This is a genomic window from Nocardia camponoti, from assembly GCF_014646135.1.
Classification (GTDB): domain Bacteria; phylum Actinomycetota; class Actinomycetes; order Mycobacteriales; family Mycobacteriaceae; genus Nocardia; species Nocardia camponoti.
Genome location: NZ_BMMW01000001.1, coordinates 1,379,962 through 1,404,033 on the forward strand (window position 1 = coordinate 1,379,962; position 24,072 = coordinate 1,404,033).

At 65.1% G+C, this 24,072-nt stretch carries 25 protein-coding genes; 6 read left to right on the plus strand and 19 right to left on the minus strand.

Features of this window, described 5'->3' with window-relative positions:
• Positions 1-18: 18 nt before the first annotated feature.
• On the minus strand, positions 19-1,200 hold the full coding sequence (dxr, locus tag IEX78_RS06325; RefSeq protein ID WP_229683739.1) for a 1-deoxy-D-xylulose-5-phosphate reductoisomerase: 1,182 nt from the start codon (positions 1,198-1,200) through the stop codon (positions 19-21).
• A gap of 98 nt (positions 1,201-1,298) precedes the next feature.
• Between dxr and IEX78_RS06330 the strand changes: the two genes are divergently transcribed.
• Positions 1,299-1,571 (plus strand): DUF2631 domain-containing protein, encoded by a 273-nt coding sequence (locus IEX78_RS06330; protein WP_188827824.1) that lies wholly within the window; start codon positions 1,299-1,301, stop codon positions 1,569-1,571.
• Between the two features lie 56 nt (positions 1,572-1,627).
• On the opposite strand, the gene IEX78_RS06335 is transcribed toward IEX78_RS06330, so the two are convergent.
• The 3 genes from IEX78_RS06335 to IEX78_RS06345 all read right to left on the minus strand — a co-directional run bounded on the left by IEX78_RS06335 (position 1,628) and on the right by IEX78_RS06345 (position 4,338).
• Positions 1,628-2,647, minus strand: coding sequence for a LysR family transcriptional regulator (locus IEX78_RS06335; RefSeq protein WP_188827825.1), 1,020 nt, complete (start codon positions 2,645-2,647; stop codon positions 1,628-1,630).
• A gap of 23 nt (positions 2,648-2,670) precedes the next feature.
• The gene (locus tag IEX78_RS06340) at positions 2,671-3,843 is read right to left on the minus strand and encodes a protein kinase domain-containing protein (protein WP_188827826.1); all 1,173 of its coding nucleotides are present in this window, start codon (positions 3,841-3,843) and stop codon (positions 2,671-2,673) included.
• Between the two features lie 66 nt (positions 3,844-3,909).
• Positions 3,910-4,338: an uL11 family ribosomal protein gene (locus IEX78_RS06345; RefSeq protein ID WP_188827827.1), complete on the minus strand. Its 429-nt coding sequence runs from the start codon at positions 4,336-4,338 to the stop codon at positions 3,910-3,912.
• An 85-nt stretch (positions 4,339-4,423) separates the two neighbouring features.
• Between IEX78_RS06345 and IEX78_RS06350 the strand changes: the two genes are divergently transcribed.
• On the plus strand, positions 4,424-5,227 hold the full coding sequence (locus tag IEX78_RS06350; protein ID WP_188827828.1) for a transglutaminase-like domain-containing protein: 804 nt from the start codon (positions 4,424-4,426) through the stop codon (positions 5,225-5,227).
• 41 nt (positions 5,228-5,268) lie between these two features.
• Here the strand turns inward: IEX78_RS06350 and IEX78_RS06355 are convergent, their stop codons facing one another.
• Positions 5,269-6,669, minus strand: coding sequence for a hypothetical protein (locus IEX78_RS06355; protein ID WP_188827829.1), 1,401 nt, complete (start codon positions 6,667-6,669; stop codon positions 5,269-5,271).
• A 58-nt stretch (positions 6,670-6,727) separates the two neighbouring features.
• Here IEX78_RS06355 and IEX78_RS06360 point away from each other — a divergent pair, with 58 nt between their 5' ends.
• Positions 6,728-8,461 (plus strand): DUF6461 domain-containing protein, encoded by a 1,734-nt coding sequence (locus tag IEX78_RS06360; protein ID WP_188827830.1) that lies wholly within the window; start codon positions 6,728-6,730, stop codon positions 8,459-8,461.
• A 319-nt stretch (positions 8,462-8,780) separates the two neighbouring features.
• Here IEX78_RS06360 and IEX78_RS06365 read toward each other — a convergent pair whose 3' ends face one another.
• The 3 genes from IEX78_RS06365 to rlmN all read right to left on the minus strand — a co-directional run bounded on the left by IEX78_RS06365 (position 8,781) and on the right by rlmN (position 11,087).
• Entirely contained in the window at positions 8,781-9,236 is a 456-nt protein-coding gene (locus IEX78_RS06365) for a hypothetical protein (RefSeq protein WP_188827831.1), read from the minus strand.
• Positions 9,237-9,641: 405 nt separating this feature from the next.
• Entirely contained in the window at positions 9,642-9,848 is a 207-nt protein-coding gene (locus tag IEX78_RS24125; protein WP_268240879.1) for a hypothetical protein, read from the minus strand.
• Positions 9,849-9,977: 129 nt separating this feature from the next.
• A complete protein-coding gene (rlmN, locus tag IEX78_RS06370; RefSeq protein WP_188827832.1) occupies positions 9,978-11,087 on the minus strand; it encodes a dual-specificity RNA methyltransferase RlmN in 1,110 nt (369 codons plus the stop codon).
• A 62-nt stretch (positions 11,088-11,149) separates the two neighbouring features.
• On the opposite strand from rlmN, the gene IEX78_RS06375 reads away from it, so the two are divergent.
• Entirely contained in the window at positions 11,150-11,479 is a 330-nt protein-coding gene (locus IEX78_RS06375) for a LapA family protein (protein WP_188827833.1), read from the plus strand.
• Here the strand turns inward: IEX78_RS06375 and IEX78_RS06380 are convergent.
• The 5 genes from IEX78_RS06380 to rpsB form a co-directional block, all read right to left on the minus strand.
• Entirely contained in the window at positions 11,476-12,351 is an 876-nt protein-coding gene (locus tag IEX78_RS06380) for a phosphatidate cytidylyltransferase (protein WP_373291542.1), read from the minus strand. The two genes, IEX78_RS06375 and IEX78_RS06380, sit on opposite strands and share 4 nt — an antisense overlap.
• Before the next feature lie 97 nt (positions 12,352-12,448).
• Positions 12,449-13,006 carry a ribosome recycling factor gene (gene frr, locus IEX78_RS06385; protein WP_188827834.1) on the minus strand — a complete coding sequence of 186 codons (558 nt, stop codon included), beginning with the start codon at positions 13,004-13,006 and terminating at the stop codon, positions 12,449-12,451.
• Between the two features lie 49 nt (positions 13,007-13,055).
• Entirely contained in the window at positions 13,056-13,784 is a 729-nt protein-coding gene (gene pyrH, locus IEX78_RS06390) for a UMP kinase (RefSeq protein ID WP_188827835.1), read from the minus strand.
• Between the two features lie 232 nt (positions 13,785-14,016).
• Positions 14,017-14,841, minus strand: coding sequence for a translation elongation factor Ts (gene tsf, locus IEX78_RS06395; RefSeq protein ID WP_188827836.1), 825 nt, complete (start codon positions 14,839-14,841; stop codon positions 14,017-14,019).
• 165 nt (positions 14,842-15,006) lie between these two features.
• The gene (gene rpsB / locus IEX78_RS06400) at positions 15,007-15,903 is read right to left on the minus strand and encodes a 30S ribosomal protein S2 (protein WP_188827837.1); all 897 of its coding nucleotides are present in this window, start codon (positions 15,901-15,903) and stop codon (positions 15,007-15,009) included.
• A gap of 562 nt (positions 15,904-16,465) precedes the next feature.
• Here rpsB and IEX78_RS06405 point away from each other — a divergent pair.
• A complete protein-coding gene (locus IEX78_RS06405) occupies positions 16,466-16,948 on the plus strand; it encodes a M23 family metallopeptidase (RefSeq protein ID WP_188828280.1) in 483 nt (160 codons plus the stop codon).
• 54 nt (positions 16,949-17,002) lie between these two features.
• Entirely contained in the window at positions 17,003-17,518 is a 516-nt protein-coding gene (locus IEX78_RS06410) for a DUF1990 domain-containing protein (protein WP_188827838.1), read from the plus strand.
• Positions 17,519-17,534: 16 nt separating this feature from the next.
• Here the strand turns inward: IEX78_RS06410 and IEX78_RS06415 are convergent, their stop codons facing one another.
• The 6 genes from IEX78_RS06415 to IEX78_RS06440 all read right to left on the minus strand — a co-directional run bounded on the left by IEX78_RS06415 (position 17,535) and on the right by IEX78_RS06440 (position 24,012).
• Positions 17,535-17,834: a DUF202 domain-containing protein gene (locus IEX78_RS06415; protein ID WP_188827839.1), complete on the minus strand. Its 300-nt coding sequence runs from the start codon at positions 17,832-17,834 to the stop codon at positions 17,535-17,537.
• Positions 17,831-18,193, minus strand: a complete 363-nt coding sequence (locus IEX78_RS06420; protein ID WP_188827840.1) for a YidH family protein — start codon at positions 18,191-18,193, stop codon at positions 17,831-17,833. Before IEX78_RS06420 ends, IEX78_RS06415 begins: the two co-directional genes overlap by 4 nt.
• A gap of 210 nt (positions 18,194-18,403) precedes the next feature.
• The gene (locus IEX78_RS06425) at positions 18,404-19,327 is read right to left on the minus strand and encodes a tyrosine recombinase XerC (RefSeq protein ID WP_188827841.1); all 924 of its coding nucleotides are present in this window, start codon (positions 19,325-19,327) and stop codon (positions 18,404-18,406) included.
• A gap of 461 nt (positions 19,328-19,788) precedes the next feature.
• A complete protein-coding gene (gene dprA, locus IEX78_RS06430; protein ID WP_229683799.1) occupies positions 19,789-20,892 on the minus strand; it encodes a DNA-processing protein DprA in 1,104 nt (367 codons plus the stop codon).
• 1,255 nt (positions 20,893-22,147) lie between these two features.
• Positions 22,148-23,656 (minus strand): YifB family Mg chelatase-like AAA ATPase, encoded by a 1,509-nt coding sequence (locus IEX78_RS06435; protein ID WP_188827842.1) that lies wholly within the window; start codon positions 23,654-23,656, stop codon positions 22,148-22,150.
• Positions 23,656-24,012: a YraN family protein gene (locus IEX78_RS06440; protein ID WP_188827843.1), complete on the minus strand. Its 357-nt coding sequence runs from the start codon at positions 24,010-24,012 to the stop codon at positions 23,656-23,658. Before IEX78_RS06440 ends, IEX78_RS06435 begins: the two co-directional genes overlap by 1 nt.
• Positions 24,013-24,072: the final 60 nt, after the last annotated feature.

Consider the following 24,072-nt stretch of genomic DNA (forward strand, 5'->3'; position numbering starts at 1 on the left):
CTCGGCGGCAGCGCCGCGTCAGGCCGTGAAGCTCGCGGCCGCGAATTCCCGTGCCCAGCGATCGGCCGCCAGGACGTCGTCCAGGGTATCTGGTTCGTCGCGCCACTGGTCGGCTGCCGCAAGGGTCCGTTCAATTATGGCGACGATGCCGGGGAAGGTGATCTTGCCGTCGAGGAAGGCGCTGACGGCGACTTCGTTGGCGGCGTTGTAGATCGCGGTCATGCTGCCGCCCGCTTCACCAGCCGCGCGGGCAAGGGTGATCGCGGGGAAAACCGCGTCGTCGACGGGTTCGAAGGTCCAGGTTGACGCGGTGGTGAAGTCGCAGGACCTCGCCGCGCCAGGGATGCGGTCGGGCCAGCCGAGCGCCAGCGCGATCGGCAGGCGCATGTCGGGTGGGCTCGCCTGGGCGAGCGTCGACCCGTCGGTAAACGTCACCATCGAATGCACGATCGACTGCGGGTGCACGGTCACGTCAATGCGGTCATAGGGAATACCGAAAAGCAGATGCGTCTCGATCAGTTCCAGACCCTTATTCACCAGCGACGCCGAATTGAGCGTGTTCATCGGGCCCATCGACCAGGTCGGGTGGGTTTTCGCTTCGTCGGGGTTCACCGATTCGAGCATCTCGGTTGTCCACCCGCGAAAGGGTCCGCCGGACGCGGTGAGGACAAGTCGCGCGACCTCGTCGGGGCTCCCGCCTCTAAGGCACTGCGCGAGGGCCGAGTGCTCGGAGTCGACCGGGACGATCTGGCCGGGTGCCGCCGCCCGCGTGACTAGCGACCCGCCCGCGACGAGCGATTCCTTGTTCGCGAGGGCGAGTCGCGTGCCGGATTCGAGCGTGGCGAGGGTGGGTTCGAGGCCGAGCGAGCCGACGAGCGCGTTGAGCACGACGTCGGCTTCGGTGCGGCGAACCAATTCGGTGACCGCGCCTGGGCCAGCGAGGTCGATGTTCAGCGCCGCCCCTGCGGTTGGCTCGGCCACCGCGACATTGCGCGTGCCCGTCGCCGCCATTTGCTCGCCTAATAGCTGCGGGTTGCCGCCGCGCGCCGCCAAACCGACGACCTCGAAGCGGTCGGGATTGGCGGCGATCACCTCTAACGCCTGCGTGCCAATCGAGCCTGTACTGCCCAAGAGCAGCACCTTCACCCGGTCGGCTGGGGACGAGTCAGCGTGCGCTGCACGCGGTGCGGGGACGGACACGGCCCCATTGTGGCAGGGCTGCTGGCTACGACGGACGGTCGTATGCCACGATATGGGCAGTCTTTCCTTTGATGAAACTCAAGCCCTAAGGAGCGATCGTGGCAGCCACGGACCTCGAACCAGCCAAGACCGAGCGCGCCGTCGCCACCAGCAAGGTCGACCCCGCCGAAGTTCCTTCCGCCGAATGGGGTTGGAGTGGTGAGTCGCGCCGCACCGCCCAGGTCGCGGGTTGGATCGTGGTTGTCGCGCTGCTGGCCATGACCATCGGTAACCACCAGGGCCATGTCGAAGACATCTTCCTCATCGGCTTCGCGGGCATTATCGCACTGATCCTCGTGGTCGATTCGCTCACGCACCGGATCCCGAAGTAGGTTTTAGTACCGAAAAGCCGCCGCCCTAGTTAGTTCGGGCGGCGGCTTTTCGCGTACTAGCGTCCTCGACGTCCGCCCGACTTGCGTGCACTGCCGGAAGCGCCGCGCGAATTCGCTTGTCGCCCAGGCTGTTTCGCGCCACCCTTGGCCGACGGCGCGGGCTTCTTCTTCGGGGCCTGCTTCTGTTTCGCCGCTGGCTTCGACTCCCGCGCGGGCTCTGCGGCGACGCCGCGCGAACTATTCGCCGACCGTCCACGCACGATGCCGACGAACTCCTCGCGCAATTCCGAATCGTCGCTGTCGACCGGCCATGCCAGCGCGATTTCGGTGAAGTCGGTGTCGCTGATCGGGCGATAGACCAGGTCGCGACGGTGATGCAGGCGCGCGATCGACTGCGGCACGATCGCCGCACCGCCAACCGCGGCGACCATCGCGAGCGCGTCGACGGCGGTGTCGAGTTCGGTTGTGTCCTGGACGATTTCGTCAGCTAGGTCGGCCGGGGTGAGCGCATCGAGGAGCGACAGCTCGTCTTCCTTGCGCACCACCGCGACCGGTGTTTCACTCCACAGCGGAATCGCGTGCAGGACATCGCGATTGATGGGCAGGCGGACGAAGCAGACGTCGACGCGGCCGTCGACCAGCGCCTGCTGCTGCTCGGCTTGCGGGATGCCGACCACCTCAAGCGGCACGTCAGGCAGTCGGTCAGCCCAGATTCGGGCCCACTTTGACACCGTGACACCGTCAACGAAACCCACCCGGAAACCCGGTTCGGTTTCGGGCTTTTGTTCGCGCTCAGCCTGTTCGGCGGCGCGAATGACCTCGCGCGCCCAGTCGAGCAGCGCTCGCCCTTCGTCGGTGAGTTGCGTCGGCGACGCGCCAGGCACGAACAGGTGCGTGCCCAACTCGGCTTCCAACTCGATCGTTGTCGCGCTCAGCGCCTGGCGCGGAATGTGCAGCGCCTTGGCAGCGCGGGCGAAATGCAACTCCTCGGCGACGGCGACAAAGCGGCGCAAGCGGGTCAGGTCGATCTGCTCGGCCACGCTGACATCGAACTCGCGGTTCTCGAAGTCACTCATTCGGACAAGAATATGCCCACCCGCTAAGACGCCAGCATCGCGATGAGCGCCGCGAGCAAACCAACCGCGAGCAACAGGCCGACATACAGCGCGATGGCCGCACCCCAGTTGGTGCGACGTTGCGGGACAACCGGGCGCGGTGGCGGCGCGAACTGCTGCACCGGGATCGGCTGGCCGGTGCGTTGAGGGGCTACCCAGGCCGGTTGACTTGGCTGCACCCGTTGCTGAGGTTGTGGTGCGCGTTGCGGAACCACAGGCGGGCGGAACGGCGTTGGATGCTGCGGCGTCGACGGCCTAACCGGCTGGACCGGCGGGGTCGCGATCACATGCGCGCCGGACGTAGGTCGAACGATCGGCCGCGCGCCCGTGCTGGTCCGCATCGCCCGTTGCGTGGCCTCAACGAATTCGCCGCAGGTGTCGAACCGGTCAGCTGGCCGCTTGGCCAGCGCGCGATTCATCACCGCGTCCAAGGCGGGCGATAGTCCGCCACGCCGAGGGCTGATCGGTGGCGGCGGCGATTGGAGGTGGCCGGTGATGACGGCGGCCGGGCTCGGCGCTTCATAGGGGGCAGCGCCGGTGAGCAGCGAGTACAGGGTGCAGGCGAGGGAATACTGGTCGGCCCGATGGTCAAGCGGCGCGCCGGTGAGCTGCTCGGGCGCGGCATAGGCCAGGGTGGCGGTGAAGGAACCGGTTTCGGTGAGATGACCCGAGTCGTCGCGCAGGCGGGCGATGCCAAAGTCGGTGAGGTACACGCGTTCCTGGCTATCGGAACGGGCGAGCAGGATGTTGGCCGGTTTCACGTCGCGGTGCAGCACGCCAGCGCGATGCGCGTAGTCGAGCGCGGCGGCGGTCTCACCGATGATCTGCACCGCACGGTCTGGTGGCAGGGTTTGCGGATTGAGCATCGACGCGTCGACACCGTCGACGTATTGCATGCTGATCCACAGTTGGTCGCCTTCGAGGCCGCGATCGAAAACCGTGACGATATTCGGGTGATCGAGTTGGGCGACGAGATCGGCTTCGCGCTCGAAGCGCGCGCGGATCTCACTGTCGGAGAACAACTCCTGATTGAGCACCTTCAACGCCGTCCACCTGGGCAGTCGGGGGTGCCGGGCAAGGTAGACCGAGCCCATTCCGCCGCGCCCGAGTAACCGATCGATGGTGTACCCGGCGAACACCGTCCCGTCAGAAACCACTGACGACCTCCGAATCCCGCTTATCACCCCGACGCGCAGGACCCTACCAAATCGGTATGACAGAAATCAGTCGACGATGCGCACACCCATCGAGCGCGCGGTGCCAGCGACAATGCGCATCGCGGCTTCGATGTCGACAGTGTTGAGGTCAGGCAGCTTGCGTTGGGCGATCTTGCGCAGTTGGTCGCGGGTAAGGACACCGACTTCTTTTCGACCTGGTGTGCCCTTCGGAATGCCCGCTGCCTTGCGGATCAGTGACGCGGTCGGCGGGGTTTTCAGGCGCATCGTCCAGCGTTTGCGCGCGTCAATAGTAATGACAGCGGGGATGATCTCGCCGCGATGTTGTGCGGTGACGGTGTCGTAGTGCTTTTTCACTTCGAACGGTTTGATGCCGGTCGCGCCGAGCATCTTGCCCAAGATCATCAGCGAGCCATTGCCCGCCTCAAGTTCGAGTGTGATTGTGTGCGTTGGTTTTCCGGCTGTGTCGCGCGCCATACCCAACCATCGCCGACCAGTGCGTCGAACCGGTCCCGCCGTGATAACTCCTGCGCATCAACGTTTTTGGTGCGACCCTTACCCCGTGAAACGGGATGTCTCAGCACAGTTGACCGTGGCGGTACACGCCGATTCGCTACTGCAATTACAGATCGCGGTCGCGCCGCAGCAGGGACTGAGCATCACCGAGAAGCTCACGTGTCAGCTTGATGGTGAATTGCTCACGCCGCGTGAGATTTTCGGTCCGAACGGGACCCGGATGCATGTGCTTGACGCTCACGCGGGGACGCTTGTTGTCGATTACCAGGCGACCATCGTTGGGAACGCGCTTTTCGAGCGAGGGTCCGATTACGAGCTCGCGCTGTACCGTCGGCCGAGTCGGTATGCGGAATCGGATAAGTTGCTTGGCTTCGCCGCGGCCGAATTCGGTTACGGGATAGCCGATCCCGGCGTACCCGCCCGGGTTGCCGCTTACGTTGGTCGTCGCATCTCCTACGTCGCTGGGACGAGCGCGCCGATCGACGGGGCAGTGGAAACGCTGCTGTCGGGCACAGGCGTGTGCCGCGACTTCTCCCACTTGGTCGTTGCGTTGTTGCGCGCGGTTGGGGTACCGGCCCGCGTGGCCGCCGTTTACGCGCCGGGCTGCGTACCAATGGACTTTCACGCGGTCGCCGAAGCATACGTCGACGGCCGTTGGCACACGTTAGACCCAACCTGCTTGGCCCCGCGCAGCACGATGGTGCGCATCGCGACGGGCCGAGACGCCGCCGACATCGCCTTTTTGGACAACCTTGGCGGCGACATCACACTTTTGGAGATGTCGGTAGACGCGCAGGTCGACGGACTACTCCCCTACGACGACAATGTGACGCCGATTAGCTTGTGGTGATGGGGGGTTGCGTGCCCGCAAACGCCGCATTGCTGTTCGCCTTAGTTTGTGGTGCGCGGTGAGTTCCCAGCGCGGACAGCGACTAGAAACGCGCACGTCACGATGACAAGCAGGGCCGCGAGTAACCCCACCCACGAATAGTGGGGCGCCGCTCCGGACTCAACGGCGTAGGCGGTCCAACCGAAATCACCTGATCCGCCTTGGTCTGTAATGGCAAACCCAAGGGTTACGTGCGCTGCCGTTGGGCCGTAGTAGTCAGCGATCCGCGGCACCGGCGGCGCGAACCAGGTGGCGAGAACGCGGCTGGCAAGTAGTCCGAATGCCACGAACGTCGGCAGACTGATCAGCAATATCGGTGTCGTTGGGAAGCTCGCCGCAACGGCGAATCCCACAGCGAACAACACCGCTCCACACGCCGCGACCTGACCACCGGACAACAGCTGCGCGACGCCATAACTCAATACCGCCGCCGCACACAACCCGACGGCGACAAGCGGGCGACTCCATCGCCTTCCGCAATAGCCACCGAGAGCAAGCACAGCAGCGGCACCTAGAAACCCCGCCCGACTCGGCTCGTGCCCCCACAGGACATTTTTCGGTTCAATCGTTGCTGCCGATACGACGCTCAGGGCCGCGGCCGCCGCGCTCCAACTTGCCACCGAAATGCCGGAGTGGGTCGGCAACAGTCGGCAGAGGACCGCCACGAAGGCAGCGACGACAAGCGCCAATAGGATCGTTATCCACCCAAGGGCGCTGGTCGTTGAGGCCCAGTCCAGCTGGTCACTCAATCGCAGGGCAACACCGATCGCGAGCGGGATTGCCGCGCTCACCGCGACGAGCCTAGGCGATGCGTCGAACTCAACGTCAGCACGCGAGAACGCCGATCCCGCGACGGCAATGGCGAGCGCCGTCGCCAACGCGATGCTGGTAAACGCGACGCCATCGGGGATGAACGGACCATCCACGTAGTTAATGAGTCGTCCCGCGTCAGACCCAAGCAGCTCATCGAACCGGCGACCCAACACCAATCCGATGACGATGGACAGCCCGAACCAGACCCGACTGCGCGGCAGTGCGACGGCAGGAACGATCAGCAGCCCGACGCCAACACCGGCCGCGATCGGCAACTCATTCCATTCGCGCGGTGCTGGCAACGCCGACAGCCCACCGAGCACTGCGAAACCGAACAGCCCGGCGATCGATGCGGATCGAAAACGAAGGCACCGCCAACGCAGCAGACACATTGCCAGGATCGCGGTGAGGACCCCGATCCCGACGACTGTCATTGGTCCAGTCGCGAACAGCGCGGACCCGGCGGAGTAGCTAGCTGATTGCGTTGGTGGCACATGCTCGATGAGGTAACCAGCCGAGAAGCCGACCAGCGTCCCCGTCACCGCCGCGACGACTGCGGAAGGGTTTACTCGCAAGCTCGCGGAACGCATTGCCCAGAATATGCCAGACGGAAACTTCTGGCATGAGCACTACCCGTACATTCGGACGATGACGGAAATTCCGGGTGCGCTCATCGACCAGCTTTCACCTGCCGTAATCGAAGCAATGCGGGCAGTGCGGCCACGAATCCCGCCCTCGCCCGCGGCGACGCTCGGGCAACTGAGGGCGACCGGCCACGAATACGCAGCGCAGGCCGTCGCCGAGCGCGGTGTCAGCGCGGAGCTCTCAATGCTGGGCCAGTGTTTGCCGGAACGTATACTCGGCGCTCTTGAGTTGCTCGTCGCCGACCTTGCCGTGCCAGCAGCGCCGAATGTTGTCGCGTTACTGCCGAAGCCCCAGGACGACCGAGCGGTCATGTTCAGTTACATAGCGGGTGGCAGTGAGATAACCAGCGCGGTCGATAGATTGATGCGATTGCGCCCGGGCGCGGTTGAGCTGGTTAGCGCGATGACCGCCCGGTTCAGCGAGCATCCCGACGTTGTCACACAACTGCGTTCCACCCAAACGTCCGGCCGATCGCTCGACGAGGCTGGGGTCGCGGCCGAACATGGCGGGGCGTACCTGGCCTTAGGAGTCGCCGTAGCTGCGATCGTATTGCGGTCACTCGGCGAGTGCGACGACCCGACGAGAGTAATCGGCGCTGGCCTTATCGCGGCTTGCCCACTGCTTCGCGAAGCGCCGATGCCCGCTGCTTATGCTGCCGCGCACCTCGCCAAAGTCCGCGAGCAGTACCTGTACCCGCGCTATTCGTCAGGCACCGTACGCGCCATTGATCACCAATTTGCGCTGACAGAGACTGAGTTTCTCGCGACCGCCGATTTCAGTGAGAACGGCCTGGTCGCCGTTGTTCCCGGCGGAATCGCAGTACGAACCGGAAGGCCTGATGGCATCGTCTCGGTGCGTGTCGTGGTCTTCGACAAACCACCAGTCGATATTGAGTCGGTCCACTGGGACGAGGTGGTCGAAGTCTCGTGGACCGCGGATCGCGGCCTCGCTTCGGTCATCGGCGCGATTCCGTCGCCAGGTCACGGCGGTTTTGGGTCGATGGACGAGCAAACGCCACCGTGGGCTGGAACCTACCGTGTTCGGGTGCACGCGACTGGCCGCGACGATGCCCACGGCCAGGAGTCCTACCAACTCACGGTCTGGCAGGCACCGCTGGCCGAAACACAAGTGCACAAACGCACGGATCGGCTCGGTCACCTCTTGCGAGGCGAAGCTGAGCCTGTGCCCGTTGCTAACCCGGAAGACGCGTATCGATGGGTCGAGCAATCGGCGATTAGCGAAGCCGCGACGATCACCCTGGTGGCAATCAGTGATCTCGACACCGTTCTTCGGGCATTCGGTGCCGACCCCGCGCTGCCGCAGAAGATCGATGCGCTTGAGGAGCGTGCGATGAGCGGTGGCGACCCGTGGGTCACCGTTGTTCCGCTCAACAACGCGGTCTTGGCGGTTGAGGACAACGGTTTTCGAGGCAGCCAGATGCCCGAACTGGAGGCGTTATCGCGGGGAACGCGTGTGGCATCGCTGTTTTGGAACGTCAACGGGGTTACGCAACTGTCCTTCGCGACAGAGGGTCGAGTTATCGCCGCGTTTGAGCTCGGCGAGCCGCAGCACGACCCCGCGCTTGGACCGGTCCTGTCTGGGCTGGATTTCGATGACTACCGTCACCGGATCGCCAAGGGACTTGTCGCACTTGAGCGGTTCACGGGCGTCGCGTTTGGCAAAAGCGATTTCGCTCGAATGGGTGCTACTGGAGTTGGATTTGCCATCCCAAGCTAGACCGGCTGCGAATTACCTTGGCGCACAGTCGGTTGGTGGGGAACCGACTGTGCTCACCCTCGACAGCACTTGCGCGGCGCGAGTCAGCCTCTCACCGGTAGCGCGACCGTACTGAAGCGGATGAGGTCGACTTTTCCAATGCCGTTACCCGTTACCCCGACTAGGCCCTGGCAGGCATGCTCGTCAGAGAAGAAGCGCCGCGTCGATCAGTGGGCTCTCGCTTGCTTCGACCTCCGAGCGTTCGATGGAGACAGTGGTCAGCGACGATCGCCAGGGTAACCACACCCGCCGACACGTTCGCCAGCCCGCCTCGCGGTCGTCAGCAGTGGCACGCGAGGGGGATCAGTAGATGGTCTGGATAGGTCAGCACCGTGCTTCGGAAGGTCCACCAGTCGTTGCGGCTGTATTGGTCTACCGGGTGATAAGCGGCGTCAGGGGTGAAGTAGCCGTGTGGCGTGGGGAAGAACCTTTCGTCGATGGCCACGTCAGCGATTCTGCGGGCCTCGTTGCGGTCGTATTCGAGGAAGGGCGGCTCCGGGAAGGGCATGTCCGGCGGAAGTTCGCCTAAGCGATCGCGCCAGAGTAGCCCGCGCGCCCAATGACATCCGATCGCGATGCTGTCGTAGCATGGCGCACCATCGCGGCGCTCCTCCCTGGGGAGGTTCTGGAATGCTTTGTCTAAGAACGCTTCCCAGTCATATGAACCGGGCGTCACAATCGCGAACGCGAGACAGTACATGCGAGGATCGTAGGCATCGCTAGCAAGTTGCGACAAGCGCAAACTGTAGATGGGCGTCTACAAAAAGTGCTGGTCACGCTGCCGAAGCTGGCCCTCCGCCGCCAATCGCCCACGGGCGGCGGCGACCCCTTGCCACGCATATCCCGCACCATGCACGCGCCGCCCTGCGCGACCGCACGGCGCGCGAATTCGCGTTCGTCCGGCTTCGGGCTGGCGTCCCACTCGCTGCCGACACAGCGAACAACTGCTACCCGGCCGCTATCAACGACTGCACCAGATCTTCGGCTTGGGCGTCATCACAAACCGCAGCAGCGATGTCGATATCTGCCGTGAATCGTGGGTTCGATCGGGCCGACACCGCGAACCCTCCAACGATTGACCACTGACATCCGCGCTGATCAAGATCGGAAGCAGCCTTCCGGAGCGCAGCCTCGAGCGGATTCATGCAAACCTGGCCGACGGTCGGCCTCGCCCTCCGCCGAGCGGCTCATACGGTCGCGACAGTAACCACTCGTCAATCGCTGAATCGATCACCGACTCGTCCGCGTCCGGATGCTTACGACGAAGTCGAGCGCGCTGCATTCCCAAGCCGAACTCGAACATACCGACCGCAAGCCGGAGCCGATCCGCAGGTGAGTCGTCATCCATACACCAAACCTACCGTCGGCGTCGGCCCCACCCTGACCATCCGCAACCGCGATGACGACGTCCCGCCCCGGTACCTCGGTCCAACTCGGCTTCCGGAGCCATCAACATCGCTGGACGCCACAGGTGAACTCAGCCTTCTGCTGCCAACTGCCCGCACGCCGCCGCGATCTCCTGACCACGCGTGTCACGCACAGTGCACGACACACCCTGCGCGATCACCCGCCGAACAAACTCGCGCTCAACAGGTTTCGGGCTCGCATCCCACTCACTACCCGGCGTCGGATTCAACGGAATCAAGTTCACATGCACCAACGGACCCAACGCCTGATGCAGCTTCTTACCCAAAAGGTCTGCCCGCCAAGGCTGGTCATTCACATCACGAATCAACGCGTACTCAATCGACACCCGACGACCCGACTTATCCGCGTAATAACGCGCCGCGTCGAGAACCTCATCCACCGACCAACGGTTATTCACCGGAACCAACGTGTCACGCAATTCATCGTCAGGCGTATGCAGCGACACCGCCAGACGCACCGACATATCCTCGTCAGCCAACTTCCGGATCGCTGGCGCCAAACCAACGGTCGACACCGTCACCGAACGCTGCGAAATCCCAAGACCATCCGGCGCGGGCGACGTAATACGACGAACCGCGTTCACCACCCGCTTGTAATTCGCGAGCGGCTCACCCATGCCCATGAACACGATGTTGGACAGGCGACCCGGACCACCGTGCACCTCACCGTCGCGCAAGGACGCGGCGGCGGCGCGCACCTGGTCGACAATCTCGGCGGTCGACAGGTTGCGCGTGAGGCCCGCCTGGCCAGTCGCGCAGAACGGGCACGCCATCCCACAACCCGCCTGGCTCGAAATGCACAGCGTATTGCGGTCGGGGTAGCGCATGAGCACGCTTTCCAGCAGCGTCCCGTCGTGGGCGCGCCACAGCGTCTTGCGGGTGTCGCCCTCGTCGCACGCGATGTGGCGAACCACCGAAAGCAGCGGCGGGAACAATGCGTCGCCGACCTTCTCGCGCACGTCAGCGGGCAGGTCGGTCATCAGCGCGGGATCAGCTTGGAGGCGACCGTAATACTGGCGAGCCACCTGGTCGGCACGGAACTTGGGCAAACCAAGCTCCTGCACCGCCACTTTGCGCTCGTCTGAATCGAGATCTGCGAGGTGTCGCGGCGGCATGCCACGGCGGGGAGCGTCGAAGACGAGCGGAACGGAGGTGGCCATAGTTTGACCATGTTACCGAGAAGATGCGTGCACTGTTCATAGCCATCGGCCATGATCGAAGGATGACTACCAATGCCGAGTCTGGGCCCAATGGTGAAATCCCAGAGCCGCCGCTTCCCGCTGGCACCCCGGCACCCGCGCCAGCGGTCCCGAACACACGGACCGGTTACGCCTGGATTGGCCTGCTCATTGCCGCGATTATCGGCATCGTGCTGCTGATTTTCATCCTGCAAAACCTTGAGCAAGCCCAGGTCGACGTGCTGTTCTGGAACTTCTCGATGCCGCTCGGCATCACGGTGCTGCTCTCGGTGATCGGCGGCGCGCTAGTGATGGGACTGGTCGGCGGCGCGCGCATGTTGCAAATGCGCCACGCCGCGAAGAAGTCGCGCTAGAGCAGCGCGCTCAGCACCAACCACGAAACGAACGCCGACGGCAGCATCGAGTCGAGCCGGTCCATGATGCCGCCGTGGCCGGGCAGCAACGTGCCCATGTCTTTGATGCCCAATTCGCGTTTGACCTGCGACTCAATCAGGTCGCCCAACGTCGCGACGACAACCAGGCCAACGCCAAGCACGACGCCGATCATCGAATTGGCTTCCAGCAACAACGTGACGGTCAGCAACCCGCCGATCACGCTGAACACGAGCGAACCGCAGAAGCCTTCCCACGACTTCTTCGGGCTGATCGCGGGCACCATCGGATGTTTGCCGAACAGCACGCCAGCCACGTAACCGCCGACGTCCGAGCACACAACCAAGATCATGAAGGTGAGGACGCGCAGGTTGCCGTCGGGTTCGAGGAGTAGCAGCGTCGCGAAGGACGCGAGCAGCGGAATCCACGTCAGCGTAAAGAGCGCGATCGCGGTGTCACGCAGGAAGTTTTTCGGTGCGGTCGTGAGTCCGTGGTCGAAAAGGCGCCACACCATAATCACCAGCGCGGTCGCCGCGAACGCACCGAGTACGCCGTCCGCGCCGAACGGCCAGCCAAGCCAAAACACCGCCTGACCGCCGACAAGCAACGGAATACGCGGCACAAGCACGTCGGCTTCACGCAGGCGCTTCGTGACTTCCCACGTCGCGACCGCGACAGCGACGCCGACGACACCGATGAAAACCTTCGGAACGAACAGCAAAATCGCGATCAGCGACAGGCCGAGCCCAAGACCAACCGCCAACGCGGCAGGCAAATTACGGCCCGCGCGCGAAGTAGGCGGCTTGCCGTTGTTTTTGTCGCCAACCGCGGCCTCGATGTCGTCGGACCCGATCTCGGGTGCCGCGCCGGCAGCGTCTTCAGCCACGATTGTCCCGTCGCTCAACTCGTCGTTCCGTTCATCCCCCGCACGAGCGGGACTACCCGCGGTCTTAGACCTCGAGCAGTTCGGCTTCCTTGTGCTTGACCAGCTCGTCGATCTGGCCCACGTACTTCGCGGTGGTCTTGTCGAGTTCCTTTTCGGCGCGCCCGACCTCGTCCTCGCCCGCTTCGCCGTCCTTCTGGATGCGGCTGAGCTCGTCCATCGCCTTGCGGCGGACGTTGCGGATGGAGACCTTCGCGTCTTCGCCCTTGCCCTTGGCCATCTTGACCATGTCGCGGCGGCGTTCCTCGGTGAGCTGCGGGACAGTGATGCGCAGGATGTCACCGTTGTTAGTGGGGTTGACGCCCAAATCCGAGTTACGGATAGCGTTTTCGATCGGGCCAAGCTGGCTCTGCTCGTAAGGCTTGATCACGACCATGCGCGGCTCCGGCACCGTGATGCTGGAGATTTGGGTGATCGGGGTGAGCGAGCCGTAGTACTCAACCAGCACACGAGCGAACATGCCCGGGTTGGCGCGGCCGGTGCGGATGGTGCCCAGGTCGTCCTTGGCTACCGCGACGGCCTTGTCCATCTTCTCCTCGGCGTCGAAGAGCGCTTCATCAATCACGACCGATTCCTCCACAGCGTCGTCATCGTCATCTTCCGCGGATGCGGTGTCAGGACCGAACCAGGGTGCCGATGGGTTCACCGGCGACCGCGCGGGCGATATTGCCCTCAGTCAACAAATTGAACACCAGCATCGGCATCTGGTTGTCCATGCAGAGACTAAAGGCCGTCGCATCGGCGACCTTGAGACCCTTTTCGATCACTTCTTTGTGCGTGATCTCGGTGAACATACTGGCGTTCTCGTCAATGCGCGGGTCAGCGTCGTACACACCGTCGACCGCCTTGGCCATTAGCACCACTTCGGCGCCGATTTCCAGCGCACGCTGGGCGGCGGTGGTGTCGGTGGAGAAGTAGGGCATGCCCATGCCAGCGCCGAAGATGACGACGCGACCCTTTTCCAGGTGGCGCTTCGCGCGCAGCGGAAGGTAGGGCTCGGCGACCTGGCCCATCGTGATGGCGGTCTGCACGCGCGTGTCGATGCCCTCTTGCTGCAGAAAGTCTTGCAGCGCAAGGCTATTCATCACGGTGCCGAGCATGCCCATGTAGTCCGAGCGCGCGCGTTCCATACCGCGCTCCTCCAACTCGGCACCGCGGAAGAAGTTGCCGCCGCCAATCACGACAGCCACCTGAACGCCAGTTTCGACGATTTCGGCGATCTGCTGCGCGACGGTCTGCACCACGTCCGGGTCGAGGCCAACGCCCCCGCCACCGAACATCTCCCCACCCAGCTTGAGCAGCACCCGGTTGTATCCAGGGCGGTCGTTACCCGGGTCGGTCATGGGTGATGGTCTCCTTCGGCTGCGAACGGGTGGGAGCGCGACTGCGGCAGGAAATCGGCGCGCAGTGCAGGGCAGAGCGGCATCCATCCTGCCTTATGCGGTTGCGGGAGCGGTAGCAGACCCCCTCCCGCGCGGCGGTTGACGCCCGCCGTCAACGCTGATTCGCGACGTCAACAGCGAGCAAAACGGGCCCCCGTGCGAAGTGCACGAGGGCCCGTTTACGCGGGTGCGACTAGGACTGGCCGACCTCGAAGCGCGCGAAACGCTTCAGGGTGACGCCAGCCTCGTCAAGAAGGGCCTTGACGGTCTTCTTCGAGTCGGTAACGGCGGCCTGCTCAAGCAGCACGACGTCCTTGAAGAAGCCGTTGACGCGGCCTTCGGTGATCTTCGGCAGGGCGGCCTCAGGCTTGCCCTCTTCGCGAGCGGTCTGCTCGGCGATGCGACGCTCGGCCTCGACCAGGTCGGCGGGGACCTCTTCGCGCGAAACGTACTTGGCCTTGAGCGCGGCAACCTGCATGCCAGCGGCACGAGCGGCCTCGGCAGCGGCGTCGCCTTCGCCTTCGTACTCGATGAGCACGCCGACGGCGGGCGGCAGGTCCGAAGCACGCTTGTGCAGGTAGGTGGCGACCGGGCCGTCGAAGGAAACGACGCGACGCAGTTCGAGCTTCTCGCCGATCTTGGCGGCAAGCGCCTGCACGGCCTCGTCGACGGTGCTGTTGTCGAGCTTGAGCGCCTTCAGGGCGTCGAGATCGGCGGGCTTGGCGGCAGCGGCGGCGGTAACGATCGCCTCGGCCAGCTCCTGGAACTCCGCGTTCTTGGCGACGAAGTCGGTCTCGGAGTTGATCTCGACCATGACGCCATCGCGAGCGATGACCAGACCCTCGGCGGTGGCGCGCTCGGCGCGCTTGCCAACGTCCTTGGCACCCTTGATGCGCAGCACCTCAACGGCCTTGTCGAAATCGCCGTCCGACTCGGCCAGCGCGTTCTTGCAGTCCATCATGCCGGAGCCGGTGAGCTCACGGAGTCGCTTCACGTCAGCGGCGGTGTAGTTCGCCATGGGGGCGCGCCCTCTCTGTGTCTGTGGCGGGCTAACGCCCGCGGGTTGTCGGCCGTTTCCGGTGCATCTCGGTCGGCCCTACAAGTTTTTCTGACTTAGCCCACCTTGCCGACCACACCTGAATACAGATGGGTCGGCAAGGTGAACAGTGAGCTAGCGATCGGCTCAGAAGTCGGCCGGAGTCGGCTCTTCCTTAGCGGCGTCCGCGACAACCTCGCCACCAGCGGTGGGGGCGACGGTGGCGTCGGCCTCGGCGGCAGTCGCCTCAGCCTCGGTGACCGCGTTGGGGGCAGCCTGCGCGAGCAGCTCCTGCTCCCACTCGGGGAGGGGCTCGCCTGCGCCAGCCTCAGGCTTCACATCGCCGGAAGCACGGCCCGCGCGAGCCTGCACGCCCTCGGCCACGGCCGAAGCCACAACCTTGGTGAGCAGAGCGGCCGAACGGATCGCGTCGTCGTTACCCGGGATCGGGTAGTCGACCAGGTCGGGGTCGCAGTTGGTATCCAGGATCGCGATGACCGGGATGTTCAGCTTGCGCGCCTCGCCGACGGCGATGTGCTCCTTGTTGGTGTCAACGACCCAGATGGCCGAAGGAACCTTGGCCATGTCGCGGATACCGCCGAGGGTGCGGTCGAGCTTGGTCATCTCACGCGTGAGCATGAGGATTTCCTTCTTGGTGCGACCCTCGAAGCCACCGGTCTGCTCCATCGCCTCGAGTTCTTTGAGGCGCTGAAGGCGCTTGTGCACGGTGGAGAAGTTGGTGAGCATGCCACCGAGCCAACGCTGGTTGACGTAAGGCATTCCGACGCGAGTGGCCTCGGAAGCGATCGACTCCTGCGCCTGCTTCTTGGTGCCGACGAAGAGAACGGTGCCGCCGTGGGCAACGGTCTCCTTGACGAACTCGTAGGCCTTGTCGATGTAGGTCAGCGTCTGCTGCAAATCGATGATGTAGATGCCGTTGCGGTCGGTGAAGATGAACCGCTTCATCTTCGGGTTCCACCGACGAGTCTGGTGGCCGAAGTGCGCGCCGCTGTCAAGCAGCTGCTTCATAGTTACGACAGGCATAGCCCTCGTATCCTTCTTTCGTTGCCGGTTGCCGCGGTAGATCGGTGATCAGCCGCCCTGGCGCCACCGAAATCCCCGGCTCGGTCACATGGACCGAGACCAGCCGACGATTTCACTGTTCCTTACCGAACGCTCGGCCTTAACGGCTGGCAGAAGCGGCGAGAGACATGCACGGGTGGCGCGCGAAGTCGGTTTGCGTGGGTGCTCAACGAGCCATCCCGGCACAAACCGCGATATCAGTCTACGCGCAGGGCTTCCGAGGCCGAAATCGCCCCCGCGCGAAAGCCCAGGAAAACGCGTTTGAAGTGCGCGTTATCCACAATTGAGAAAGTTATCCACAAATGTAATTTTTTGGCGTTTGGACCCCTGCGGCGGCCGCACAGTTGACGGCATGACCGAGTACGCGAGGCAAACCACCCTGATCGGCCAGTGGCCCATCGCCCTGCCGCCGCCGCCCGTTCGCACCGGGCGGCACACCGCCAAAGCCCGTCGTGAGCTAGCCGCGTTGCGTCGCGCTCGTCGCAAACGCCTTGCTGGCGCGTTGGCGGTGTTTTTCGCCGTTATGGTCGGCACCACTGTCACCGGTGCGGGACCAGCGGTCGGTGTCGCGACGGGCGCGTACACGTGGCCGCTACAACCGCGACCTGCCGTTGAGCGGCGCTTCGACCGACCTGAGCACGACTGGCTGCCCGGGCATCGTGGTGTCGACCTAGCTGGCAGCGAAGGACAGCGCGTGCATTCCGCTGGCGCGGGCATCGTCGTTTTCGCGGGCGAAGTGGCGGATAAACCGGTGGTGTCTGTCGACCACGAGGGCGGAATACGCACTACGTACGAGCCGGTGAAGGCCACGGTCCGCGTGGGACAGCGGGTCGCGCGCGGGGCGGTTATTGGGTCGCTAGTGAGTGGGCACGCCGGTTGTCCTGCTGCTGCGTGCTTGCACTGGGGTGCGCGGCGCGACCAAGGCGCGCATAGTCGGCGCGAGTATCTCGATCCGCTCGGACTACTGCACGAGGTGCCATTGCGCTTGAAACCGGTGCTGGCATGAGTTCTTCCTCGCAGCCAAGGACGCATCGCGGTCGCGTGGGTGGACAATCGGGACATGCCCGATGCCGATGCGCCGTTCACCTATCCCGACGTCGGAGCTACCCGCGCGACGCCATTTCCCCAGGGCTATCACCAGTTTCGCGAACGGAAGCTGATTGGGCACGGGCGCGACCTGTTCGACCGAGCGGCAGCGCACATCCTGAGCTTCGGCATTCACAAAGGAGTGGGCTTCCTTCCGCGAACCGAAACGCGAATCGCGTTGCAGGGCACCGAGATCACCGTTCGTATTTCCGTTGGGCCGTTCGGCGTCGACGCGCCTTGTCGAGTGGTGTACGTGATCGACGAACCCAATCGTGCGGGGTTCGCGTACGGCACGTTGCCGGGGCACCCAGAGATCGGCGAGGAACTGTTCGCGGTGGAGTATGAACCGGATAGTGGCGCGGTTTATGGGGTCATAGCGGCGTTTTCGCGGCCTGGCGCTTGGTACGTGCGCGCGGCTGGGCCAATTGCTCGAGCGGCGCAGCGGTTGGCGGCGCGGTGGTATCTGTCGACGTTGCCGACGGGGAGTTGAGTGCACACGGCTGGCGCTACAGCTGGAGCACGCGGATCAGCGCGACGACGATCAAGGCCGCGACCATCGTCGTCACCGCTGCCACCGGCTTTGTGCTGGCGGTTGAGCTGCCGTGCGCGATGGCCTGGGCGCGCCACCAACCGAGACCGGTCAAGCCAAAGGCCGTGAACGCGGCTGCCAGCGGAAGTACGCCGGTGCCGTTGGGTTGGCGGAGTGCGGCGTCGAGGAAAAGGAGGGCACATCCTGCGGCACCGAGTCCGGTTCGTCGCCACGCGAGGGCGGTTCGTTCGCGCGCGAGGGTGTCGGCGGCGGTCACGACAGCAGCATCGCGAAGCACGCCAAGGCCGCGATGAGCGCCACGCCAGCCGACAGCAGCGGAACGAGCGCGGTGCCGGGAAGGGGTTCACCCGCTCGCATAGCGGCGCGAATGCGTCGCCAGTGGAGGAACGCGCCGACGGCGACGACCAGTGCGAGCAGCAGGCACGCTGTCGCGATCGGGCCTGCGAAACCGCCGAGCCGCGATGGCTGCACCACCGTGTGTACGGCAACGCCACCCGCGAGCAAGCCGAGCGCGGTGCGCACCCACGCGAGGAAGGTGCGTTCGTTGGCGAGGGTGAACCGGTAGTCCACCTCATCGTCGTCACCTGTTGGCATGGCCTCTGCTGGGACCGTCATCGTCTACACCTCATGCGCATGCGATCCATCCTGACGGTGCGCGGTGTGGACCAGCGCCGCGACCCACCGGTCTCACCCTCGGTCGCTGACTAGGCGACGCCGGTGGCCCGCGCACGGGCGCGCAGGTGCTCGCTCACGAAACACCGACATGCCCTGCTGGCGCTACCGTCCTCACCTGCCCCTCGTCCTGCGCAGAGCAGTTCTCCCGCCTCAGGCGCGGGGATGGGCCTGTTCGTGTACTCGGCGTAGGCGTTCCGCTGACACGTGCGTGTACAGCTGGGTGGTTGCCATGCTCGCGTGGCCCAGTAGTTCTTGCACAACGCGCAGATCGGCGCCGCCTTCTAGTAGGTGAGTCGCTGCGGTGTGGCGTAGGCCGTGTGGGCTCACGTCGCCGCCGGGGGCGGTCGATGTGACCTCGTGGACGACGGTGCGCGCTTGCCGTTGATCGAGGCGGGCACCCTTTGCACCCAGGAATAGCGCGCGACCCGACCGTTCGTTCACCAGCGATGGTCGACCAACGCGGAGCCAGGCGGTTAGCGCCTCGTCGGCGGGTCGACCGAACGGGACTGACCGCTCTTTGTTGCCCTTGCCTAGGACGCGCACCAGCTGACGTTCGCGATCGAGGTCGTCGAGGTCGAGGCCGCACAGTTCGCTGACGCGAATTCCCGTGGCGTAGAGCAACTCCACAATGAGTCGATCACGCAGCGCCATCGGGTCCTGTTGTGCCGCGCCGGATTCCGCCGCGTCGAGCGCGATCTCCGCCTGTTTGCGTGCGAGCACGGTAGGCAATGTGCGGTGTGCTTTGGGCGCGGCGAGGCGCAGCCCTGGGTCGACGGCGAGGCGGCCAGTTTCGGTGAGCCACGCGGTGAAGGTCCGCGCTGCCGATGCGCGGCGGGCCAGCGTGGAGCGCGCGACATCGTCGTCGACGAGTCGCGCCAACCAGCCACGCAACAGCGCGAGGTCGATCTCACCAACGGACCCTTCTGGAGAACACCCATAGAAGTGGGTCAGCAGATTTCGCACGTCGCCGAGGTAGGCCCGCACGGTGTGCTCAGACCGATTCCGCCCGAGCCGCAAATGCCGCCCAAATTCCGTGAGGAGCGCGGTGAGGTCGTCGGGCAGCAACTCATCCATCCCCCCACCGTGACGCCCCCCGCCCTTGACCGCAACCTTCCGCGCCGATCGCCCACCCCCGACGCCCGGCGTCACCCTGGTCACCCGCCGATCAGACGGCTCGATCCTGGGGCGAAGCACCAATCCCAGGTCGGGCAACCACAAGCTCAAACGGCTACACAGCGCTACAGAGTGCCGGAACCGTTTGCTTAAGCGATCGGCATGCACGAGGTCATGGACGCGACCTCCCGCCTTTGCGGCTCACCGCGCACCGCACAAAGCTCGCACCGAAACCGGACCGTCTCACGGAGGCGCGGGGACATGGGCAACCAAGTCCCCGCTCACGTTGACGGTAACCATGAAGAAACTCCGCCGGCGAGTGCCCCTACGGCAGGCTCACGCACGGAACCATCGCGCGGCTTCGAGCCCCCGGCACCAGTCACACTGTCGTGCAGCATGATTGGTCGGCTCACAGCTGTCCATCACGTCGCCGCCCGCGACGTCACTCTGAACCATCCTTCCGAATCGCAGCCAACCAGTCCGCGTAGTTCTAAGCCCGGGAGTACCGCGCGGACTGTTGCCAGGTCGAGGCCCGTCTGGTCTGCCAAAGCGCGCGGTAGGCGGGAGCCGATTGCGGGGAGGGCCGCGTACACGTCTGCCTCCGCACCTCGCAGCTGGTCGGCTGCGTCGGGGCGCATCGGGTCGCCGCCCGGCATGCGCAACGGGCCTACCTCGTCGATGACGTCTTCGGCGCGGGTCACCAGGACTGTCTCCGATTCGCGCAACATGCGGTGACAACCAACCGACGCCGCCGACGTGACAGGCCCCGGTACCGCCATTGCCGGTCGGCCCAACCGTCGCGCCCATTTCACCGTATTGCGCGCCCCGCTACGCAAGCCCGCTTCGACAACGACGACACCGTCACCCAGCGTGGCGATCAAGCGATTGCGCGCAAGGAAACGGTGCTTCTGCGCGCCGACACCTGGCGGGTATTCGCTTAATACAAGGCCGGTTTCGGCGATCGCGGCCAAAAGTCGCTCGTGTTGCGCGGGGTACGGCCGATCGATTCCGCACGCGAGCACCGCGACCGTCGGGCCGCCGACCGCCAACGCCGCGCGGTGTGCGGCCGCGTCGATGCCAAATGCCGCGCCCGACACGATGGTCCACCCTCTGCTCGCTAAATCCGCCGACATCTCCCCGGCGACCTGATTGCCATACCCGGTGCTGCATCGCGAACCAACAACGGCGACAGCACGTTCCGATGCTTGCTGCAACGACAGCGTCCCACGAGCCCAGAGCACTAGCGGAACGGCCGCGTCGCGGTCGCGTTCGGCATCGAGCTGACTGAGTGCGAGCATCCGCCAGCTCGGCCACTCGTCATCGTCAGGCGTAATGACACGCCCACCCATCGCCGTGATGCACGCCAAATCGGCTGCGGCGGAATCAGATCCGCGACGCGCGGCGGTTGGCCCGCGCAACGCGTCGGGCAGTTCGTGCTCACGCACCGCCCGCGCCGCCTCACAAACTCCAACCGACTCAATGAGCGCCGACAGTGCCGCACACGGCCCCTCGACCACCCGCGACAAATAAACCCACGCAAGCCGCCGCGCATCCGCCTCTCCACGGCCCGCACCGGCCTGCCCTTCCCTCGTCGAAACCGCACCCTCCCCCGCGTCGGGCGACCCCGCATGCCCGACCTGGCCGGCGCAAACCGCACTGACGCCCGCACCGGGCACCCCCGAAATCTCGGCCTCGCCTGCTGAAGCCACTCTCTCGCCTGCGCCGCGTGTCCCTGCGTCCCCAACTTCACCCGCTGAAACAACTCTCGTGCGGGCACTGGGCTGTTCCGAACCCTCGACCTCGCCCACCGAAGCCATTCTCGCCCCCGCACCGCGCATCACCACGCCCCCGACTTCGCCCACCGACGCCACATTCGCGCCCACACCGAACGGTCCCGAACCCCCGACCTCGCCTACCGACGCCACATCCGCGCCCACGCCGGGCGGTCCCGACCCCTCGACCTCGCCCACCGACGCCACTCTCGCGCCCGCGCCGACCATCCCCAAGTTCCCGACTTCGCCCGCCGAAGCAGCCCTCACGCCCGCAGCGAGAACGCCCAAGTCCCCACGAACCTCGCCTGTCGGAACGGCACTCGCACCGAGCGTCCCCGAGCCCCCGACCTGCCCCGTCGAGGCGACTGCGGCGCCGAAACCGGGCTGCTCATCTCCCGCCACGCCGCCTATCACCGCACACCGCCCATCGCAGGCCGACCCCGCCCGCACGAAGCTACCGACGCGAACCGCCTCCACCCATTCCCTCCGGCAGCAGGCCGCCTTCGCCAGCCCACTTGCGATCCCAGCCCGGAGGTCCGGTCAATGCGCGCCCTGACCACACGGCGAGGCGTAGTGACGCTCGCTCGCTCGCCTCGCAACCACGCGGGTCCGGCTGGGAACCTTCCGCCACGTCGACTTCCCTTCGACAGCCGAGGTCCCAGCACCCTCCATTCCGTGACCACCACGTCGCTTCGCTTTCCTGCTAATCCCCGTTCAGAACCCAACGCCCCACGTTCCCCTGCCGCGTTCGTAGTTCGAAGCACCGACAAGCACCGCCCTGCCCGCGACGGTCCTGACGCCTTCGGTTGATCCTCTCCGAGCAACCGACGACCGACGCGACCCACAACCCCCACCAACACACGCTCCGCCATCACCCACTCCCCACGTTCCGCCGGCTCCCCAGTACGAAACTGCGCCAAGCACACCCCTCCGAACGCCTTCGGTTGCTCCCCTCCGAGCAACCGACGATCCGCACAGCCCGCAAACCCCAAGAGCACACGCTCCCCCATCACTGCGCCCCTCTCTGTCGAAAATTCAACGCCGACAACACATCCTGTGCGCTGGGCAAATCTCCTCCGCGCAAATCGCATACCGTCCACGCAACCCGCACCGCGCGGTCAGCGCCGCGGGCCGACATTCGTCCCGAGCGCAACGCCGTCTCAATCGGGGCCACCGATTCCGCTGGGAGCCGAATGCGTTGGCGCAGAACGTGACCCGGCACCTCCGCGTTGGTTGACCACCCGTCGCTTCGCCACCGCTCAACCGCCCGCTGACGCGCCTGCGCAACACGCTCAGCCACCGCGGCACTGCCCTCGGCCTCGGTTTCGGCGAAAGCCGCACCCGTGTGACCGTGCATGCGCACCCAAATGTCGATGCGGTCCAACAGTGGCCCCGACAACTTGCCCAAATATCGGCGACGAGCCAGCGGCGCGCAGATGCAATCGACATCACGCGCGGGCGCGCACGGGCACGGGTTCGCCGCCAACACCAGTTGAAACCGCGCAGGAAAACGCGCGACGCCATCGCGACGGGCGATGCGTACTTCGCCTTCCTCCAATGGAGTACGCAGTGCCTCAAGCACTTTCGTGCCCAACTCAGCGCACTCGTCCAAAAATAAGACCCCGCGATGCGCCCGACTGACCGCGCCGGGCCGCGCCATCGGCGACCCGCCGCCGATCATCGCGGTGACCGACGCCGAATGATGTGGCGCGACAAACGGTGCCGTCGTCATCAACGGCTGTTCTGCCGACAGCGTGCCCGCCAACGAGTGAATCGCGGTGACTTCCAACGCCTCGTTCTCAGTGAGCGGCGGTAGCAAACCCGGAAGGCGTTGCGCCAGCATCGTTTTGCCGATACCAGGCGGCCCAGTCAACAACAGGTGGTGGCCGCCCGCAGCCGCGACCTCAAGTGCCCAGCGCGCCTCGTCTTGGCCAACCACGTCGCTGAGATCACCGCACGGCACCACCGCCCCCGCGACGACCCGATCCGGCTCAAGCAACGAACCTTCACCGCGCAACCACGCGACAACCGCGCGCAGTCCGGTAGCGCCAAGCACCTCAACGCCCTCGACCAACGCAGCCTCGGCGACCGCGTCAGCAGGAACGACAACCGCTGGAACGCCCGCATTGCGCGCCGCGATCACCGCGGGCAGGATCCCCTTGACCCGCCGAACCCGCCCGTCGAGCGCCAGTTCGCCAAGCATCACCGTCTTGCTCAGCCGCTCCCCCGGCACGGCCCCGGATGCGTCAAGCACCGCGACGGCAAGCGCAAGGTCATACACGCTGCCCAGCTTGGGCAACGTCGCCGGCGACAAAGCGAGAATCACCCGCCCATCCGGCCACTTCTCGCCAATATTGGCCACCGCCGATCGCACCCGATTGCGCGACTCCTGCAACGCCGCGTCGGGTAGCCCAACGAGGTTGACCGACGGCAGTCCCTGCCCAATATCGGCCTCGATCTCGACCAACTGCCCATCGACGCCCGCGACGGCCACCGACAACGCCCGCCCGAGCGCCATCAGAACGCCGCCGGCAAGTGGTCGATCTTCGGCTTCGAACCAGGTGGCACGAGCACCGAGATCACGTCGAAGCGAATGCGGCGATACGGCCCGCCCTGCTCGGAAAGCCACAGCAACGCGAGCTGGCGTATTCGCCGTTGCTTCGCGTACGTGACGGCCTCGGCTGGCGTGCCGAAACCTAGCCCCGACCGCGTCTTCACCTCGACGAACGCCGTGATGCCAGGGTCTTGCACGATCAGGTCGAGTTCGCCGTAGCGGCACCGCCAATTGCGGGCCACGATTTCCATCCCCGCATCGCGCAGAAACTGCGCGGCGAGCTGCTCTCCGTAGGCGCCCAGCGCTTGTTTGTCAGTCACCCGCACAGCGTGCGACTACCAACTCAGATCAAGATCACCGCGACCTGGGAAAACAAAAAG